The sequence below is a fragment of the Tahibacter amnicola genome (genome assembly GCF_025398735.1).
Taxonomy (GTDB): domain Bacteria; phylum Pseudomonadota; class Gammaproteobacteria; order Xanthomonadales; family Rhodanobacteraceae; genus Tahibacter; species Tahibacter amnicola.
Map to the genome: position 1 here is coordinate 2419208 of NZ_CP104694.1, position 17774 is coordinate 2436981.

The window sequence follows — 17774 nt, forward strand, 5'->3', positions numbered from 1 at the left end:
CACAAAGGAAATAAAGCTGACATGGCACTTCCGACGCAATCACTGCGGGTTTCGCTGGTGCAGGGTGATACGCGCTGGCATGACGCGGCGGCCAATCGCGCGTACTACGGCGAAAAGATTCGTGCGCTGAAAGGCCAGACTGACCTGATCGTCCTGCCTGAGACGTTCACCAGTGGATTCACCAACGAAACCCTTGGCAACGCCGAGGGCATGGACGGCGAAAGCCTTCGCTGGCTGGCGGGGGTCGCAGCGGAAGTCGGGGCCGTGATCACCGGCAGCCTGGTGATCCGTGCGGAAGACCGCTGCGCCAATCGCCTCGTCTGGATGCGTCCGGACGGCAGCTTCGAAACGTACGACAAGCGGCACCTGTTTCGCATGGCAAATGAGCACCAGCGCTATGTCAGTGGCAAGGACCGCCTGATCGTCACGCTGAACGGCTGGCGCATCTGCCCTCTGATCTGCTACGACCTGCGTTTCCCGGTTTGGGCGCGCAATCGCTACAACCGCACCGTGGCTGACCGGTTCGACTACGACGTTCTCATCTACGTGGCGAACTGGCCCAGCGCGCGGCGCTATCCCTGGCAGACGCTTCTGCGCGCGCGGGCGATGGAAAACCTGAGCTACTGCATCGGCGTCAATCGCGTGGGTACGGATGGCAACCAGCTGCACTACGCCGGTGATAGCGTGGCGCTGGATTTCCTGGGGCAGCCCATGGCGGAACTGGGCGCGGTGGACCTCACGGTTACTGTCACGCTCGATCCCGCAGCCCTGGCTGCCCACCGGGAGCGGTTCCCGGCATGGATGGATGCGGACGATTTCGCCCTGACCGCCGACTAGGAGCGCCTCGGCGCATCGTGCGCACTCGCACCGGCGCGAAGGTGATCCTGAAAATACAGACGGCGGGCCAAGGCCCGCCGTTTGCGTTATGGAATGCGAGGGCGTCCGTGCCCTCGTCGATCTGCGTTACGGCGTCGATTCGAAGCCGTTCTTGAAGATCGCGTCGACCGGCGCCGTCGCGACCGGCGAGAGGCACCATTCCTGCACCACGCCGGTATCCTGATTGGCCAGGTCGGCCACGTTCAGGCGCCAGGTGCCAGCCAGTTCGCGGGCGTTGAAGGGCGCGAGCGGGTTGGACGCGCGCACGTCACCGCCGATGCCTGGCGAGGAGGCACGGCAGCTCATCGCCGATGCTGCGCCGTCGTTCCAGCGGACGTCCACGTCGGGGACCGAGCAGCCGGTGCCACCCATGCGATTGCCAAGGATCACGGTCGTGTTGGATGCCACGTGGGTCAACGACACCGTGACGTCGCCGGGCCAGGTGTGGGACATCTTCAGCGACACGTCCAGGTCGGTCAGCGTGCCGGCATCCGCCACCACCAGGTCCGAGTTGACGCCGGTTGCGTTGTTATCCGGCACGGCCAGGTTCGGCGTGACGCAGATCAGGTTGGCGGTGGTGAACGTCGACACCGGCGACTGCGTGCCCGCACCGCAGGTGTTGTCCGCACGAACGCGCCAGTGGTAGGCCGTGTTCGGCAGCAACGCGGTGCCCAGGGTGAGCTGTGTGCCGCTGACTGTTTCCGAGGCGACGATGTCCGTGAAGGCGGCATCCTTTGCGATCTGCACGAAATAGGTCTTGGCCTGGGGTACGGCATTCCACTGGAGGGTAGGCTTCAGTGTGACGCCCAGCTGGTTGTTGGTCGGCGCGACGAGCACGCCGGCCGCCGGAGGCGCCGTGTACAACTGCACGTCCAGCGACTGGGTCTGCGGGCCACTGGTGGAGGTGGCATTGACGTTGAAGGTATACGCGCCGGCGGCGAGCGAACCCGTACCGGTCAGGGTTGCCGTGGCAGTGTTGCCCGGCGTCACCGTGGTCGGCGTCACCGTTGCCGTAGCACCGGCCGGCACGTTGGCTGTCGTCAGCTCGACCGGATCGGAGTAGCCGAGCACCGACGAGACATCGAGGGTGAAGCTGGCATCCGACGGGGCGCAGATCTCGCGGCTGGACGGCGTGGCCTGGAGGCCGAACATCGGCGTCACGGCGCAGTTGTCGCAAACCAGGGCAAAATCCTGGTCCGTGGCATCGCCGCTGCCCGGGATGCCGTCGCCCGGCAGGTTGGTCGCATTCACGCGAATCGTGACGGCGCCGCCGGCGCCGGCCGGCAGGAACACGTTCTCGACGTTGTTCTTCGCGTCCGCCGTGCCGCCGGTGCTGGACACGCCGGCGGTCATCACGTTGCCCTTGTAGGTATTGCCGGCGTGGCTGACTTCCAGGTCCAGGTTGTTGACCAGGGCCGGGTTGGCGCCGACAGCGCCGGGCGCGTCGGTCCAGGCCAGGGTGATGCGCACCGGCTTGGAGGGATTGGCGACACCGACGGTCCATTGCTGGTTCTGGCCGGCGTCATCGAGCACGATGCTCTGGTCGACCGTGAACTGCTGCATGGTCGCATCGATGGTGTTGGCCAGATTCACGCGGCCCCAGCCTTCGTTGTTGTTCGGCACGTCAGCCGTGGCCATATCGATGGCACCGTTGACGAGCAGGGCCTTGGCCATCGCCGGGCTGGGCGTGGCGCCGGCGTGCTGGGCGCGCCACCACTGCGTGATCAGCGCGATGGAACCCGACACATGCGGGGCGGCCATGCTGGTGCCGGAGCACAGTGCGTAGTGGGTGGCGGTGCCGGCGATTTCCGTACCGCAGAGCGAAGCACCGGCGCGGCGGCGGGCCGAGGCAATGCTCTCACCCGGTGCCGACACGTTCGGCAGGACGCGGCCGTCGACCGCGGGGCCGCGGCTGGAGAAGCCGGAGATCGCATTGATCGCGCCAGCGCGGAAGTTGGTGGAGCTGGCGACGATGATCGGATTCTTCGCTTCCTTGGGCGCCGTCAGCGTGGAAGCGCCCGGACCGGAGTTGCCCGCCGAGAACGCGATGATGTACGGCTGGTTGTTGGCGGCGTCGAAGTCGCCGTCGCGGATCATCATGTCAAAGGTGCGTTCACTGGCCTGGTAGCCGTGCGCAGTACCTTCGCCGGTGGTCCAGCTGGCGTTGGTGCCGATGGCGTTACCGGCGAGGCCGAGCTTGGAGAGCTCCTGCCAGCCGTTGAGCGGCGGCCAGTTCTCACCCGTACAGATCGGATAGAGCGAGGTGCCCGGGGCCACGCCCAGGCCATAAAGGAAGCCGGCTGCATCGGCTTCGGCACCAGGGCCGGTGCCATCGCCCAGGCCGACGCCCGCAATGATGCCGGCGACATGCGTGCCGTGACCACCGCCCTGCTCGTCGTCACCGTTCGGCGCCGCGCAACCGGGCATGCTGAAGCCGCCGACGATGCGCGGCGCGAGGTCGGGATGGCCCAGGTCGCTGCCGGTATCGGTGACCGCCCAGATCACGCCGGTGCCGTTGTAGGCGAAGGTCGTCAGCCACGGTGCATAGCCCAGCTGCGGTGCATTGGCGCCGTTGTAGTTGCCGGCGATGATCTGGTTCGACATTTCGTCGTCGAACTGGATCGTGGGGCTGGCATAGCCCATCCACACGACCTGCGGCAGCTGCGCGATCTTTTCGAGCTGGCTGGCATCGACCTTGATCCAGGCGTCGAAGAAGGCCTTGTCCGGCTGTGCCGGCGCATGCGTGATCACGTGGGCGCCCAGGCCCTTGAGCTTGTCGATCAGGCCCTTGACGTTGCCGTCGTTGTAGAAGTGCACGTCGACATTGCCGATCAGGCCGGTGCGGCCATGCAGGTCGCGGTTGATCTTGTAGTCGGCCAGGAAGCCGCCCTGCCAGCGCACGAAGGGCTGGCGCGCGGTTTCGGCGACGGAGTCCATGCGGCCCCAGACCAGGAAGGTGTCATTGGGGTAGTACTGCAGGACGCGCAGGCCCTGCTGCTCGATCGCTTCGCGCCACGCCTGCTTGGCCGGTCCGATGAACTGGACCAGGTGGAGCCCGGCGCCGTCGGCGGTCGTCGGGAAAGCGCCCTTGCGCGCCTGCTGGCCTTCGCGGATCGGATCGAAGTTGACGTCGTTGAACCGGATGCGGCCGGCGTCGGCGATGACACTGGCAGCCGACGAGCGGGCCAGAAGCTTGTTTGCGTCCGAGCGCGAAAGTTCCAGAATGCGGAAATTGCCGTAATCGGTACTTTGCAGCGGCGAGATGCCGAGGGCTTCGGTGGCGATGGTGTCGCTGGCGTCCAGGCGGACGCGAACGGTGTCATCTGCGGCATGTCCGATGCCGGCGGTGCCCAGAAGGGCCGCCAGGGCCAGGTAAAGCGGCTTTCGCATGATCAATCCCCAAGTGAGACAGCTAATCAAGTCGAGCACATGACGACGTCGTGGTGCGCGAGCACGCCACGGCGCGGTTCCAGACCGCCGGATTGGTCGAACGTGGGGGAGCGAGGGCACTACCTTGATCGACGGATTCCGCTTCGATACACGCGCCGAGGCGCGTTCCCTGGTATCTGCACGTTAAGAACCCGAGAAATATAGGCGAAAGTGTGAAGTACGAAAACGATTATCTGAAATTGTTCGTATTGCTGCATCGCAGCGAACATTTCAGGCGCAGCGCTCCAGTCATGGCTTCCAGGCGTGCTGGACAGCAACAATAGGGTGGGTGGTCCAGTGGAACCGGCCTGTCCTGTGCCACCGATGTTTACCGGTAACGGCGGGTCAGCCCGTGTCGGCGTCGCCGGCGGCGTCCCAGTAGGGCTCCGGACCGAAGCGATTGACCAGGAAATCGATCAGGGAACGGGTCTTGGCAGGCACGGCGCGGCCGGGTGGATAGACGGCGTGGATCGCGATCTCGGGTGCGTCCCAGTCTTCCAGCACGCGAACCAGCTCGCCGCGGCGCATCCGCTGCCAGACCAGAAAGGTTGGGGACAGGCAGATGCCCAGGCCTGCTACTGCAGCAGAAGCAATCACGTCGCCATTGTTGACGCGGAGCTTTCCCCGGATCGGAATCTGCGCCCGCTCCTCGCCGCGATGCAGCAGGACCTCGTCCTTGCGTGCCGCGAGCGTGTAGCAGAGGAAATTGTGGTCGGAAAGGTCCGTCGGCTTGCGAGGCGTCCCTTCGCGCCGCAGGTAGGCCGGGCTGGCGACCAGTTGCATCCGGCAAGGTGCGATGCGGCGTGCGATCAGACTGGAGTCGGTCAGCCGGGCGATGCGGATGGCCATGTCAAAGCCTTCCTCGACCAGATCGACCTGGCGGTCGTTGAGGGTCAGCTCCAGTTCGATGCGCGGATGGCGACTCTGGAACTCGGCGATTGCCGCGCCCAGGTGATGAATCGCAAAGGACATGGGCGCCGACACGCGCAGCCGGCCACGCGGCTCGGCCTGCAGCTGCGCGGCGACGGCCTCGGCTTCGCCCAGGTCCCCCAGGATTTCGGCGACCCGCTGGTAATAGTGTTCACCCGCTTCGGTCAGGCTGAGCTTGCGGGTGGTCCGGTGCAGCAGGCGCACACCCAGCTGCTCCTCCAGACCCTGGATCAACTTGCTGGCCAGGGCGCGCGAGATCTCCATCTGGTCGGCCGCCGCGGTGTAGCTGCCGGAATCGACGACGCGGACGAACAATTGCATGGCCTGCAGCTTATCCACGTCGTGCGATCCTCACAGGACGGCCAGCACGGATTCCGGCGGTCGACCGATGACGGCGCGACCGCCCGCAATGACGATGGGGCGTTGAAGCAGACGCGGATGCGCGGCGATGGCGGCAACCAGCTGCGCGGCGGTGAGGGTGTCGGGGTCAAGGCCCAGGGCGGCGAACTCGGGTTCGTCGCGGCGCAGCAGTGCGCGGAATTCATTGCCGAACGCCCTGACCAGTGCATGCAGTTCGGCCGCGGAAAGCGGGTTCTCCAGGTAGTTGCGCACCTCGGGCGCAACGCCGTGCGTCTGCAGGAGTGCGAGCGCCTGGCGCGATTTGGAGCAACGCGGATTGTGATAGATCAGACAGGACATGCGCACAGTGGCCCGACCAAATTGCGCGCACTGTGCCTTGCGTGCGCCGCTGGAGCAATAGCGGCGCGCGGTTCTTCGGTTACATCCCGGTAACGCACCCGCCGCACGCAGCGGGTGCGTCAGCGGCCGCTCAGGCGGCGCTGGTCAACAGCGCAGGATTGGCCACGCCGGGTCGGATCACGGCGGGCTTGATCACTGCGGGCTGGATTACGGCAGGACGCCGCGCAAGTTCCAGTTCGCGGCGGATAACGATCCGTTCGGCATCGGAGCGCGTGGCGGCGGAGCCGATGATGTTTCCGTGTTGCGGGCACAGGACTTCAAACCAGCTGGCGCAGACTGTGCCCAGGTGGTCACGCTCGTCGACGCGTTCGATGGTATAGCCCAGGGCGCGGGTTTCCAGGGTGCGCATGGTGCGCATGGCATTCCTCCATGAGTGGTACTGCACGAGCATACCGATCGTGCGTGGCGATGGCGTTAACCGGACGTTTCATGTCGGTTAATCGGTGTCTGGCCGCTCCTTTCTGTGCATCGGGTTTTCCGTCGCGAGGAACTCGCCGATGCCCTCCGCCGTGAAAATGGGCAGGGAGCAGCGCCGGTCCGTGCAGATAAACGCGGCGGGCCGCTTCGGCCTGGGATAGTCCACGTCCGCATTGGGCAGGCGCTTGCCGTCACGGTCCCACCATTCGACTCGCTTGTACCATCCCGGCAGTTGCTGTGTTGTGGAGAAAAGGACTTTTGATCTCCCGTCCGCGTGCGGGCCGATGACGGTCAGGTGCAGCGGATCAGAATGGACTTCCTGATCTGCCAGCAGGATGCCGGCCTCGGTCAGTCGCTCCAGGGCTATGGACGGCTGCGCCAGCCAGGAGAGAGCGTGTGCGGCCATGTCCTTGTGTGTGGCGGATCCGGAGTAGCGTGACAGCAGATTGGTGAAGCGGGTGACGGACAGGTTTTCGTCGATCTGTGGCAGGGGCGGGATCGGACCGCGACTCACGGCGGCGGCATAGCCGCCGCGTTTGTCCCGGAAGTGCGCCTGGATGTAATCGGCTGCGGCCACGGCGTGCATGTACCAGCGTTGGTCTGCGGTGGCGCGGTACAGCGCCAGGAAGGCGCGGCCCATGGCCAGCGTGTCAGCGAGGTAGGGGCCGGCGGTGTCCTTCTCATCGTGGCGGAAGCCGCCCTTGCCGTGCGCACGCTCGCGCAGCGCCCATTCAACGGCGGCGACAGCGTCGTCCAGTGCCTGGGTGTCGCCCGTGTATTCGGCCCAGGTAGCCAGGGCTTCGGCGATCTGGCCGGTCTGCTGGGCGTAGCGGTGCGTGTCGATGCGGGGAATGCCGCGTGCACGACGGGTGGCATCGTCGCCGGCGAAGTAGTCTTCGGCGTGTGTGCCGGCGGTCAGGTCGGCGTCCTGGCTGACGTAGTATCCGCCGTCCTTGCTCTTCAGAAATCGGTCAATGTAGCGGCGAATCGCCAGAGCTGCATTCCGGTCGGACTCGCGCCGCCATTGCGCATAGGCCAGGGTATAGATGCGCAGGTATTCGGCCTGCACCGTGGCCAGTTTCTCGTAGTGCGGATGCTGCCAGTCGTGGTGCGTGGAATACTGGTAAACCCCGCCCCAGACCGGATCGATCAGTGCCCGGGCGGCATCGAGCGTCTGCTGCGCACGCCGGCCTTCCTCGGCAATGCCGGCCAGCGCGTTGACCATTTGCCACTCCACGCTGTCGCGATCGAGAAATTTCTGGTTGATATCCAGGCCGCCGGCTTTGTCGTCGTGGGCGCTGCGGTGCCTGGCCTGCAGGGCCTTGCGCGTGTCCTGGGCAAGCCGGCTCGGCAGTGGACCGCCGGCGTCGGCGTTGTCGGCCGCCTCTGGCGAGGGATCCGCCACGATCGCCTGGAGCAGGCGCACGAAGCGCTCGGGCGCGACGTATCCCTGGCGTTTGACAATCTCCCGGCCGGCCGGATCGAACACGATCGTTGCGGGCCAGCCGTAGTCCCGGTAGCGGTTGGCCAGGTCGGGACGTGCGTCCTGGTCGATGCGTAGGGGCACATAGTGGTCCTCGATCACTGCCTTGACCGCGGGATCGGTGTAGGTCTGCTGGTCCATGACGTGGCACCAGTGGCACCAGACGGCCTCCAGATACAGCAGGACGAAGCGGTTGTCGCGAGCAGCACGGGCGAAGGCGTCGGTGTCAGACCGGATCCAGTTCACAGTCCCGCCGTCGGCGAGCGCACAGCCGCTGCCCAGCAGCAGGACTAGAATGAACCGCAGGAACAGGGGCATGAGGCAATCTCCGGCGTTTTTGCGTATGTGAGTCACTACGTGATCGTTTGCCTGTTCGGATTCGTCCGCGTGACACGTTCCAACCCTTCGCGCTCCTCCTCCCAGCGCTGGCAGACGCTGATCGGCGGCCGTTAAAATGGCGTCGATACCTGCTGACGCGGGTGCCGGTGAATTCCGGTCCGGGGATGGCGGGAGGGGCAACCGTAATTCATCCGCTTGGAAGGAGCTCTCAATGAAGAAGTTGATGTTCGGCGTGGCGTTGGCTCTGGCCGGCGCAGTGACGGCGAGTCCGGTTTTCGCAGCTGGCGGTGGCAAGCCGGCGGTCGGCGTGGCGGAATTCAAGAACGAATCCGGTGCGGCCTGGTGGCGCGGCGGCGTGGGCTGGGAGCTTTCGGGCATGCTGTCCAACGAGCTGGCCTCCAGCGGCAACTTCAAGATCGTCGAGCGCGCCAAGCTGGAAAAAGTGCTGGAAGAGCAGAACCTCGCGGCTTCCGGTCGCGTCCGCTCGGGCACCGGCGCCCAGATGGGCAAGGTGACGGGCGCCGACTATCTCGTCATGGGCACGGTTACGGCTTATGAGGAAAACACCGCTTCCACCGGCGGTGGCGTGAGCTTCAAGGGTATCTCCCTGGGCGGCAAGAAGAGCGACGCCTACCTCGCCGTTGATATCCGCGTGGTGAACACCACCACCGGCGACATCGATTTCTCGCGCACCATCGAAGGCCGTGCCTCGGGCGGCGGCGTCGACGTCGGCATCTCCCGCGGTGGTTTCGGCGGCAACCTGTCGTCCGAGAAGAACACGCCGGCGGGCAAGGCGATCCGCGCCGCGCTGGTGGAAATCAGCGAATACCTCGACTGCGTGATGGTTCAGCAGAACGGCTGCGAGGACGAATACCAGGCGAAGGAATCCAAGCGTCGCGAGAAGACCAAGAAGTCGCTCAAGCTCGACTGACGTCCAGTGCGGCTGGCGGGGGGATCGATTCCGCCACCGCAACGCGGCAGGCATGTACGAAGAACGGCGGGTCCTCCCGCCGTTTTTTTTGCTTCCGAATCAATAGCGGCTTCGGGAATGTATCGCCTCGGGTGGCGGAAGCACGGCGAATTCAGGTTCCACGGCAGGGTGCCAGCTGCCAAGAAATCAGAATGGGATTTTTGAACTCCAGGTGGCCGTGGCGCGCCACCTCGACCCCGCCCCCGCGCCGTGTGGCGAGGCGAGCGCATTGCCCACACCAGGCAGCAGCCCTGGGATGAGCACGGCCTCCTGGTGCTGCCGCGCTTCTACGTCATCCAGTCGGAGATGCCTGCCTGGCAGGCCTGCATGGACGCGCAGATTGCCAGGCGCGGATTGAAGGCGCGGATTGAAGGCGCGGATTGAAGGCGCGGATTGAAGGCGCGGATTGAAGGCGCGGATTGAAGGCGCGGATTGAAGGCGCGGATCATCGCCGCGCGGTGCGGAAACGGTATGCGCCTTCATTGCGAACCGGAATTCGATCGTGCCTTACCAGGACGGCTTCTGGATGCACCGCGCGCACCAGCCGGTATCCGGACAGGGCCCGGGCGAATTGCCACCCGTGCCCGAAGAGCTGCTGCGGCCTTAAGCGAATCTGAGCCCGCGTCGCGGAATGTCGCCGCGACCTGCACACCGTAGACAGCAGAACGGCGGGTTTCCCCGCCGTTCTCCGATCACTTAGCGATTGCCGCTGCGCGGGCCGCGATTGCCGCCACCCGGGCGGCCGCCGCCGGGGCGTCCACCGGGACGTGGACCACCGCCCGGGCGCTGGCCGCCGCCGGGGCGCTGGCCACCCGGGCGGTTGCCGCCGCCGGGACGTGCATTGCCGCGGCGTTCACCACCCGGAGCGCGATTGCCGTAGTTGTTGCCGAAGTCCCGCTGCTCGAACCGATTGCCCTGGGCGCGGTTGCCATCGGGTTCGGCGCGATTGCCAAAATTGCCGCGTGCCTGGCGCTGGCGCTCGCCGTAGGGGCTGCTGTCGGGATGGCCGTAGGGCAGCTCGTTGCCACCGCGCGGACCGCGCCGCTCGGCGGTGTCGCCCCAGGGACGCTCGTTGCCGCGACCGCCGCGGGCAGGGCCTGCACCGCTGCGGTTACCGCCGCGGCCCGGACCCTGGCCTTGGCCCTGGCCTTGACCCGGACCACCACGTCCGCGGCCGGCACCGCGATTGAATTCATCGCCGGCAGACCAGGTGCGCGGAATCACCACTTCCTGGCCCGGCGCAGCGCCACGACGGCGGTTGGGACCGCCGGCTCCGGCGCCGGCGCCTGCACGGCGCTGCGGCTTGGCCGTATTGCCGTCGGCACCACCGCGCGCGCCGCCGCCCGGGCCGGGACGCTTGCGTCCACGTCCGCCCGGACGTGCCGGAGCGTCATCGCGGATGCGATCAAAGCGGGTGAGTTCGCGCGCTTCGCCGCGATCCACGCCTGTCCAGGCCTGCGCCGCACGCGGGGCAGGGCGGTACTCGTTGACGACGGTCTGCGCCGCGCGCCGCTGGTGAATCACCGGCTGCAGGGTCAGCGTCGGTTCGTTCTGCGTAGCGCCGCAGAGTTCGCGCAGCGGCTTGACCAGGTCGGCGTCCAGTTCCTGCGAATGGCCGCGCTTGAGCGGACGGGGCAGCTCGACATTGCCGTAGCGCACGCGCTTGAGGCGGCTGACCAGGAAGCCCATGGCGTCCCACAGGCGGCGCACTTCGCGGTTGCGGCCTTCACGGATCACGACGCGGAACCAGGAATGGCTGCCGCTTCGGCTGATCACGCCGATATCGTCGAAATGGGCGGGGCCGTCATCAAGTTCGATGCCGGCCTTGAGGCGTTCGAGCACCTCGTCGGGTACTTCGCCATGCACGCGGCAGATGTACTCGCGTTCAATCTCGCTCGATGGATGCATCAGTGCATTCGCGAGATTTCCGTCGGTGGTGAGCAGCAGCAGGCCGGTCGTGTTGATGTCCAGGCGACCGACGGCGATCCAGCGCTGGCCCTTCAGACGCGGCAGCTGTTCGAACACGGTCGGGCGGCCTTCGGGATCGTCGCGCGTGGTCACCACGCCCTCGGGCTTGTGGTAGACCAGGACCTGCGCCTGCTCCGCGTCGTCGCGGATGACGACAAACAGCTTGCCGTCGATTTCAACGCGGTCGCCGCTCTTGACACTCATGCCCAGGGTGGCCGTGGCGGCGTTGACCGTGACCTCGCCGTTCTGGATTCGCTGCTCGAGCAGGCGGCGCGATCCCAGACCGGCGTTGGCCAGTACCTTGTGAAGGCGTTCCTCGACTGCCGGGGCGGCATCGCTGGGGGCAGGGCGTTTGAGTGTCAGGGTACGGCGAGGTGCAGCGGTCATGCGGTTTGCTCCGGGACGTCGTCGGACGTCGTGGGGTCGGACAGGTCGGCGTCGTTGCCGGTGTCTTCTGGGTCTGTCTCGGGGGAAAGGGGGGCGTCGTCTTCCGACGCGTCGGGTTCGTCATTGCCGTGGCGGGTCTCGTCGCCGGACCAGGCTACGTCATCACTTTGGTAGGATTCACTATTTCCATTTTTTTCGTCGTCATCCGTGGCGTCGTCTGCCACCCATTCGTCGGTGATTTCTTCGGGTACTTCCGGTGCATCGTCGATCGGTTCGGCTTCGGACACCTCGGCGACCGGATCGACCAGCACGGCTGGTTCATCCGCGAAGACGGCATCGTCAGTGGCTGGACGCTCGTCGGGCGATGCGGGCGCCGGGCGGGCTTCGGATGCCGTGTCCCCGGCTGGCGCGCCGCCATCGGCTTCGACGGCGGACGCGATGCCGGTGTCGTCCGCTGTTCCCGTTGCCGGTGGCTCTTCGGGCGCGGTCACGGAGTCGCTGTCGACCGGAGGTGCTTCCCCGGCGGCCGGCGCAGCATCCACGGCAGTCGGTGCAAGCGCCAGTTGCGGGTCGAATTCGTCCAGGTCGCGGATTTCGGCGAGCGGCGGCAGCTCGTCCAGCGACTTGAGGTTGAAATAGTCGAGAAAGCTGCGCGAGGTGCCGAACAGCGCAGGCCGTCCGGGAACGTCGCGGTAGCCCACCACGCGGACCCATTCGCGCTCTTCCAGAGTCTTGATGATGCTGGAAGAAACGGCGACGCCGCGAATCTGCTCGATCTCCGCGCGGGTGATCGGCTGGCGGTAGGCGATCAGCGCCAGGGTTTCCAGCAGTGCGCGCGAGTATTTGGTCTGTCGTTCGGTCCACAGGCGCGCGACCCACTGGTGCACGTCCTCGCGCACCTGGAAGCGATAGCCCGAGGCGACTTCCTTCAATTCGATACCGCGTTCGGCGCAGTCGGAGGCCAGTTCCTCGAGTGCGCGCACCAGTTCGTCGTGCTCGACCGGCTCATTTTCACCGAAGAGCGCGGCCAGCTGGGCCAGGGTCAGCGGCTGTCCGGCGGCGAGAAGGACGGCTTCGAGTACGCGTTTTAGCAGGGCTGGATCCATCAGACGGGTTCCGCTTCGCCGCTCGCCTGGGCCAGCGACTTGAGGTAGATAGGTCCGGGGACTTCGTTCTGGACGATTTCGATCAGGATTTCCTTGGCCAGCTCCAGCATGGCCAGGAAGGTGACGACGATGCCGCGTCGGCCTTCCTCGTAGTTGAACAGGCTGTCGAAGCGGTGGAACTCGCCGTCGCCCAGCGTGTTGAGCACGTCGCTCATCCGGTTACGCACGCTCAGCGCTTCGCGCTGGATCGCATGGTGACCGGTAAGATCGGCGCGGCGCAGGACATCCTTGAGCGCCAGCAGCAGTTCCTTCAACTCCACCGGCGGCGGCAGCCGGATCACGGTGCGTTCCGGCACGAACGCCGCTGCGACGGAGATGTCCCGCTCCAGCCGCGGCAGGGCTTCGATATCCATCGCCGCCTTCTTGAAGCGTTCGTACTCCTGCAGGCGACGTACCAGCTCGGCGCGCGGATCTTCCTCGATACCTTCCTCGTCTGGCGGCCGTGGCAGCAACAGGCGTGACTTGATCTCCGCGAGGATGGCGGCCATCACCAGGTATTCGGCTGCCAGCTCGAGCTTCATGTCCTGCATCAGCTCGATGTAGTCGACATATTGGCGCGTGATCTCGGCGATCGGGATATCCAGGATGTCGAGGTTCTGGCGCCGGATCAGGTAGAGCAGGAGATCCAGCGGCCCCTCGAAGGCCTCCAGGATCACTTCCAGCGCGTCAGGCGGGATGTACAGATCCTGCGGCATCTGCAGCACCGGCTCGCCCTTGACGATGGCGAGCGGCATCTCTTGCTGCTGTGGTACAGGCGCAAAAATGCCCTGACCCTCGCTGGGCGCGAGTTGCTCGGCAGGCTCGGTGCTCATCTAGCGGCGCTGGTCTCTCGCTGATCGCCGCGTTCACCGCGGCATGCGGGCCGGAAGGCCATCGTGTCTCAGGCGAAGGGCACTTCACCCTTGCCCTGGCGCACGAGCTTGGGCGTGTCGTCGATCAGATCGATCACGGTCGTCGGCTCGTTGCCACAAAATCCGCTGTCGACGAACAGGTCGACGCCGGACTTCACGTGTTCATAAAGGTCATCGACTTCCCAGCCGGCCATGTCCGTGTCCGGGAGAATCAGGCTGGAGCTCGACAGGGGCTCGCCCAATGCCTCGACCAGCGCCAATGCTACGCGATGGTCCGGAATGCGGACTCCTACAGATCGTTGCTTGGCCTGCTTCAAGTGCCGCGGCACTTCGGCCGCCGCGGGCAGAAGAAAGGTGTAGGGACCGGGAGTCAGGGATCGGACCATCCGAAACGCCGCATCGTGCATGCGTGCGTAGGCACCGACCTCGCTCAAGTGGCGACAGACTAAAGTGAAGTTGTGCCTCCTGTCCAGTCCTCGAAGGCGGATCACCCGCTCATGGGCGTTCTGTGAGGCCAGGCGCCAGCCCAGCGCGTAGCCTGAGTCCGTGGGATAGGCGATGAGCCCACCGCGATCGAGTACGGCGACGACCTGGGCGATCAGGCGTGGCGGCGGGTTGTCCGGATGGAGGAAGAGTCGGGGGGCCATCCGCCCAGCGTGCGCAGAGGCGCCATTTTCGTCAAGCGGAACATGGCAAACTGCCCGGATGACCGCTGCGCGCGCCATCATCCACGTCGACATGGACGCTTTCTATGCGGCTATCGAACAGCGCGACAACCCGCAATGGCGCGGCCGGCCGTTGGTGGTCGGGGAGCTGGGGCCGCGCAGCGTGGTTTCCACCGCCAGCTACGAGGCGCGCCCGTTCGGTGTCCGTTCGGCCATGCCGACGCTTACGGCCAAGCGCCTGTGCCCCGAGGCGATTTTCGTTCCGGTCCGGATGAGCCGTTACCAGGAGGTGTCGGCCCAGGTGTTCGAGGTGTTTGCAGAGGTGACGCCGCAGATTGAAGGCCTGTCGCTGGACGAGGCGTTCCTGGATGTCACTGGCAGCCTTCGGCTTTTCGGCGGGCAGGTCGAGGCTATCGGCCGCTTCATCAAGGCGCAGATCCGCGCCAGGACCGCATTGAATGCCTCGGTCGGAATGGCGCACAACAAGCTGTTGGCGAAGTTGGCCAGTGAATTGTCCAAGCCGGACGGCCTGCTGCGTATCACGCAGGACTCGGTCCAGTCCATTCTCGATCCTCTGCCGGTCGGCCGGTTGTGGACGATTGGCAAGGTGGCCGAGGCCGGGCTGCATCGTCTGGGCATACGCACGGTGCGCGACCTGCGCGAGGCCGACGCACGGCGCCTCGCCCAGGCCATGGGGAACCAGGCCGTGCACTGGCAGCGCCTCGCGCGGGGCCTGGACGACAGGCCGGTCGAGGCGGGCGAGGAGAAGTCCGTCAGCGCCGAAACCACCTTCGAAACAGACCTGGATACCCTCGACCAGGCCTTGGCCTGGCTGGCCCGCCTGGCCGAACGCGTCGGGGAGCGCGTGCGTGCCCATGGCCTCCAGGGTCGGACAGTAACTGTCAAATTGCGGAAGCCGCCGTTCGAAACGCACACGCGGCAGGTGACACTGGTGGAACCGTCAGATGTCACCGCTGTCATCCTGGATGCCGGCCGCACGCTGCTGCGGCGCTGGTGGCAGGGGGAGACGACGCCGCGCTTACGCCTGTTAGGCATCGGATTGAGCAGTTTTGGCGAACTTCCGCAGTCGAGCCTGTTCGACAATGCCGCCGGACGCGCGCAAGATCACGTCGCCGACCGGATCAATCGAAAATTTGGCGGCGGGAGCCTTGTCCGTGGCGCCGTTCTCAAGGCCAGGAAGCCGCGAGATGACGAGTCGTCATGAATGGCACGAATCGTGATTATTCCGGAATTGATTTTGGAAGTGTGCTTGGCTAAAAGATCGTTCAACCCACGGGGGGTGTAGGATGCTTCATATGAAAGAGCCGAAGGCGCGAACAGGCATGCGCCCCGCGCGAATGAAGATCCGTTCCGCCGTGTTGATGATGCACGGTGGTGACGCGTGGTCGAGTGAACTGGAAGATATTTCCGCCACGGGCGTGCTGGTCAAGCGCCCCGAGGGGTTCACGGGACACGCCGGAGATTTGTTCGTTCTCGACATGATGATTGGCGATCAGCTCAACATCCATGTCGAGGCCACGGTCGCGCGGGTGACCGAGCAAAGCATCGGCTTCGCCTATGCGCGGATTCCCGAAAACAAGGAGGTTCCCCTGTGGGATCTCCTGGGCGGATATGCCGACTCGCTGGAGTCGTATCGCAGCTGAGGCACCTCGTACGCAACGAAAAAACCCGCCGTTCGGCGGGTTTTTTCGTTCTGGAACGCGCGGCGGCCGGTTATGCGGCGGTTTTTGGTGCGTCGCGCAGCTCGCGGCGCAGGATCTTGCCGACATTGCTCTTGGGCAGGGAGTCACGAAACTCGATGTAGCGCGGCAGCTTGTAGCCGGTGAGGTTCGCCTTGCAGTGCGCGCGCAGGTCGTCGGCGCTGAGGTTTGGATCCTTGCGGACGACCACGATCTTCACCGCCTCGCCGGACTTGTCGTCCGGAACGCCGATCGCGGCCACCTCGAGTACGCCCGGATGGGTGGCGACGACATCCTCGACTTCATTCGGATACACATTGAATCCCGACACGAGGATCATGTCCTTCTTGCGATCGACGATGTAGACGTAACCCTTGTCGTCGATGCGCGCCACGTCGCCGGTGTGGAGCCACCCGTCGGCGCTGAGGACCTTCGCCGTCTCTTCCGGACGGTTCCAGTAGCCCTTCATGACCTGCGGTCCGCGCAGGCACAGTTCGCCCACTTCGCCCATCGGCAGGTGGTTACCGTTGTCATCCTGGACGCTGACTTCGGTGGACGGGATCGGAAGGCCGATCGAGCCGTTGTAGTCGGGCAGGTCCATGGGGTTGATGCAGGCGGCGGGTGAGGACTCGGTCAAGCCGTAGGCCTCGATCAGGGTGATGCCGGTGACCTTCTTCCAGCGCTCGGCCACCGCACGCTGCACCGCCATGCCGCCGCCAAGCGTGAGGTGCAGGCTGGAGAAGTCGAGCTTGTCGAATCCCGGGGTGTTCAGCAGGCCGTTGAAGAGCGTATTTACGCCTGTGATGGCCGTGAATTTGACGCCAGACATTTCCTTGACGAACCCCGGCATGTCACGCGGGTTGGTGATGAGGTAGTTCAGGCCGCCGAACTTCATGAAGACGAGTCCGTTCGCCGTCAGCGCGAAGATATGGTAGAGCGGCAGCGCGGTAATGATGACTTCCTCGCCCAGGCGCGCATTCACGCCGAGCCAGGCTGATGCCTGCTGCATGTTCGCGATGAGATTGCGGTGGGTGAGCATCGCACCTTTGGCAACGCCTGTCGTACCGCCGGTGTACTGGAGGAAGGCAATGTCGTCGTGGGTCAGTCCGGCAGTCTTGTACGAATGCCGCTCGCCGCGGGACAGGGCGTCGCGGAAGCGGATCGCGCCGTCGATACGATAGGCCGGCACCAGCTTCTTGACGTACTTGACGACGAAATTCGTGAGAATGGATTTGGGGAAACCGAGGAGGTCGCCCAGACCGGTGGTGATCACGTGCTTGCAGGACGTTTCCCGGATCACCTCGGCGACAGTGCCGGCGAAGTTGTCGAGGACGACGATGGCTGATGCGCCGGAGTCATTGAGCTGGTGCTTGAGTTCGCGCGCCGTGTACATGGGGTTGGTGTTGACCACCACCAGACCCGCACGCAGCACACCGAAGATGGCGATGGGATACTGCAACACATTGGGCAGCATCAGCGCGACGCGGTCGCCTTTCTTCAGACCCAATTCGCCGGTCAGGAATGCGGCGAAGGTGCGGCTGAGACGGTCGACGTCACCATAGGTGAGCACTTTGCCCATATTGGAGAACGCCGGCCGGTGGCGGAAGCGCTCACAGGCCGACTCCAGCACCGCCACGACGGAACTGTACTCGTCGAGATCAATTTCGGCCGGAACGCCGGAAGGATAGCTCGCGAGCCAGGGGCGTTGGGTGCTCATCGTTTCGGTAACCTCGGCGGTCAGGGATGTCGGGGTAGCCGCTGGCGGGCGGCGAATCAGGCCTGATTGGAGCATATGCCCGGAAAACGCAGCAAGCGGCATTGCAGCGGCAGCGGG

Annotated in this window: 15 protein-coding genes; 5 read left to right on the forward strand and 10 right to left on the reverse strand. The window is 65.4% G+C overall.

Annotated features, from left to right (window positions below):
• Nucleotides 1-21: 21 nt before the first annotated feature.
• Nucleotides 22-837 carry an amidohydrolase gene (locus tag N4264_RS10310; protein ID WP_261696947.1) on the forward strand — a complete coding sequence of 272 codons (816 nt, stop codon included), beginning with the start codon at nt 22-24 and terminating at the stop codon, nt 835-837.
• Nucleotides 838-963: 126 nt separating this feature from the next.
• On the opposite strand, the gene N4264_RS10315 is transcribed toward N4264_RS10310, so the two are convergent.
• The 5 genes from N4264_RS10315 to N4264_RS10335 all read right to left on the reverse strand — a co-directional run bounded on the left by N4264_RS10315 (nt 964) and on the right by N4264_RS10335 (nt 8413).
• Nucleotides 964-4266, reverse strand: coding sequence for a S8 family serine peptidase (locus N4264_RS10315; RefSeq protein WP_261696948.1), 3303 nt, complete (start codon nt 4264-4266; stop codon nt 964-966).
• Nucleotides 4267-4650: 384 nt separating this feature from the next.
• Complete coding sequence (locus N4264_RS10320; RefSeq protein ID WP_261696949.1) at nt 4651-5574, reverse strand: LysR family transcriptional regulator; 924 nt, start codon at nt 5572-5574, stop codon at nt 4651-4653.
• 12 nt (nt 5575-5586) lie between these two features.
• Complete coding sequence (gene arsC / locus N4264_RS10325; RefSeq protein ID WP_261696950.1) at nt 5587-5934, reverse strand: arsenate reductase (glutaredoxin); 348 nt, start codon at nt 5932-5934, stop codon at nt 5587-5589.
• A gap of 130 nt (nt 5935-6064) precedes the next feature.
• Complete coding sequence (locus N4264_RS10330; RefSeq protein WP_261696951.1) at nt 6065-6352, reverse strand: hypothetical protein; 288 nt, start codon at nt 6350-6352, stop codon at nt 6065-6067.
• 78 nt (nt 6353-6430) lie between these two features.
• Nucleotides 6431-8413 (reverse strand): DUF255 domain-containing protein, encoded by a 1983-nt coding sequence (locus N4264_RS10335; RefSeq protein ID WP_261696952.1) that lies wholly within the window; start codon nt 8411-8413, stop codon nt 6431-6433.
• Between the two features lie 31 nt (nt 8414-8444).
• Here N4264_RS10335 and N4264_RS10340 point away from each other — a divergent pair, with 31 nt between their 5' ends.
• The gene (locus N4264_RS10340; RefSeq protein WP_261696953.1) at nt 8445-9164 is read left to right on the forward strand and encodes a CsgG/HfaB family protein; all 720 of its coding nucleotides are present in this window, start codon (nt 8445-8447) and stop codon (nt 9162-9164) included.
• A gap of 249 nt (nt 9165-9413) precedes the next feature.
• A complete protein-coding gene (locus tag N4264_RS10345; RefSeq protein WP_261696954.1) occupies nt 9414-9587 on the forward strand; it encodes a hypothetical protein in 174 nt (57 codons plus the stop codon).
• A 312-nt stretch (nt 9588-9899) separates the two neighbouring features.
• Here N4264_RS10345 and rluB read toward each other — a convergent pair whose 3' ends face one another.
• From rluB to N4264_RS10365, 4 genes are all read right to left on the reverse strand, one after another.
• Nucleotides 9900-11558: a 23S rRNA pseudouridine(2605) synthase RluB gene (gene rluB / locus N4264_RS10350; protein WP_261696955.1), complete on the reverse strand. Its 1659-nt coding sequence runs from the start codon at nt 11556-11558 to the stop codon at nt 9900-9902.
• The gene (gene scpB, locus N4264_RS10355) at nt 11555-12664 is read right to left on the reverse strand and encodes an SMC-Scp complex subunit ScpB (protein ID WP_261696956.1); all 1110 of its coding nucleotides are present in this window, start codon (nt 12662-12664) and stop codon (nt 11555-11557) included. Before scpB ends, rluB begins: the two co-directional genes overlap by 4 nt.
• The gene (locus N4264_RS10360; protein WP_261696957.1) at nt 12664-13536 is read right to left on the reverse strand and encodes a segregation and condensation protein A; all 873 of its coding nucleotides are present in this window, start codon (nt 13534-13536) and stop codon (nt 12664-12666) included. The genes scpB and N4264_RS10360 overlap by 1 nt, the downstream gene beginning before the upstream one ends.
• A 68-nt stretch (nt 13537-13604) precedes the next feature.
• Nucleotides 13605-14222, reverse strand: coding sequence for an L-threonylcarbamoyladenylate synthase (locus N4264_RS10365; RefSeq protein ID WP_261696958.1), 618 nt, complete (start codon nt 14220-14222; stop codon nt 13605-13607).
• Between the two features lie 58 nt (nt 14223-14280).
• Here N4264_RS10365 and dinB point away from each other — a divergent pair, with 58 nt between their 5' ends.
• Nucleotides 14281-15465 (forward strand): DNA polymerase IV, encoded by a 1185-nt coding sequence (gene dinB, locus N4264_RS10370; RefSeq protein WP_261696959.1) that lies wholly within the window; start codon nt 14281-14283, stop codon nt 15463-15465.
• A gap of 91 nt (nt 15466-15556) precedes the next feature.
• Nucleotides 15557-15904 carry a PilZ domain-containing protein gene (locus N4264_RS10375; RefSeq protein ID WP_261696960.1) on the forward strand — a complete coding sequence of 116 codons (348 nt, stop codon included), beginning with the start codon at nt 15557-15559 and terminating at the stop codon, nt 15902-15904.
• Between the two features lie 70 nt (nt 15905-15974).
• Here the strand turns inward: N4264_RS10375 and N4264_RS10380 are convergent, their stop codons facing one another.
• A complete protein-coding gene (locus tag N4264_RS10380; RefSeq protein WP_261696961.1) occupies nt 15975-17657 on the reverse strand; it encodes a long-chain-fatty-acid--CoA ligase in 1683 nt (560 codons plus the stop codon).
• Between the last annotated feature and the right edge of the window lie 117 nt (nt 17658-17774).

What these genes read in the sequence shown, in the direction of transcription:
- N4264_RS10310 (WP_261696947.1), top strand. Translation starts at nt 22, where the DNA reads ATGGCACTTCCGACGCAATCACTGCGGGTTTCGCTGGTGCAGGGTGAT.
- N4264_RS10315 (WP_261696948.1), bottom strand. Translation starts at nt 4,266, where the DNA reads ATGCGAAAGCCGCTTTACCTGGCCCTGGCGGCCCTTCTGGGCACCGCC.
- arsC (WP_261696950.1), bottom strand. Translation starts at nt 5,934, where the DNA reads ATGTCCTGTCTGATCTATCACAATCCGCGTTGCTCCAAATCGCGCCAG.
- N4264_RS10330 (WP_261696951.1), bottom strand. Translation starts at nt 6,352, where the DNA reads ATGCGCACCATGCGCACCCTGGAAACCCGCGCCCTGGGCTATACCATC.
- N4264_RS10340 (WP_261696953.1), top strand. Translation starts at nt 8,445, where the DNA reads ATGAAGAAGTTGATGTTCGGCGTGGCGTTGGCTCTGGCCGGCGCAGTG.
- rluB (WP_261696955.1), bottom strand. Translation starts at nt 11,558, where the DNA reads ATGACCGCTGCACCTCGCCGTACCCTGACACTCAAACGCCCTGCCCCC.
- scpB (WP_261696956.1), bottom strand. Translation starts at nt 12,664, where the DNA reads ATGGATCCAGCCCTGCTAAAACGCGTACTCGAAGCCGTCCTTCTCGCC.
- N4264_RS10360 (WP_261696957.1), bottom strand. Translation starts at nt 13,536, where the DNA reads ATGAGCACCGAGCCTGCCGAGCAACTCGCGCCCAGCGAGGGTCAGGGC.
- N4264_RS10365 (WP_261696958.1), bottom strand. Translation starts at nt 14,222, where the DNA reads ATGGCCCCCCGACTCTTCCTCCATCCGGACAACCCGCCGCCACGCCTG.
- dinB (WP_261696959.1), top strand. Translation starts at nt 14,281, where the DNA reads ATGACCGCTGCGCGCGCCATCATCCACGTCGACATGGACGCTTTCTAT.
- N4264_RS10375 (WP_261696960.1), top strand. Translation starts at nt 15,557, where the DNA reads ATGAAAGAGCCGAAGGCGCGAACAGGCATGCGCCCCGCGCGAATGAAG.
- N4264_RS10380 (WP_261696961.1), bottom strand. Translation starts at nt 17,657, where the DNA reads ATGAGCACCCAACGCCCCTGGCTCGCGAGCTATCCTTCCGGCGTTCCG.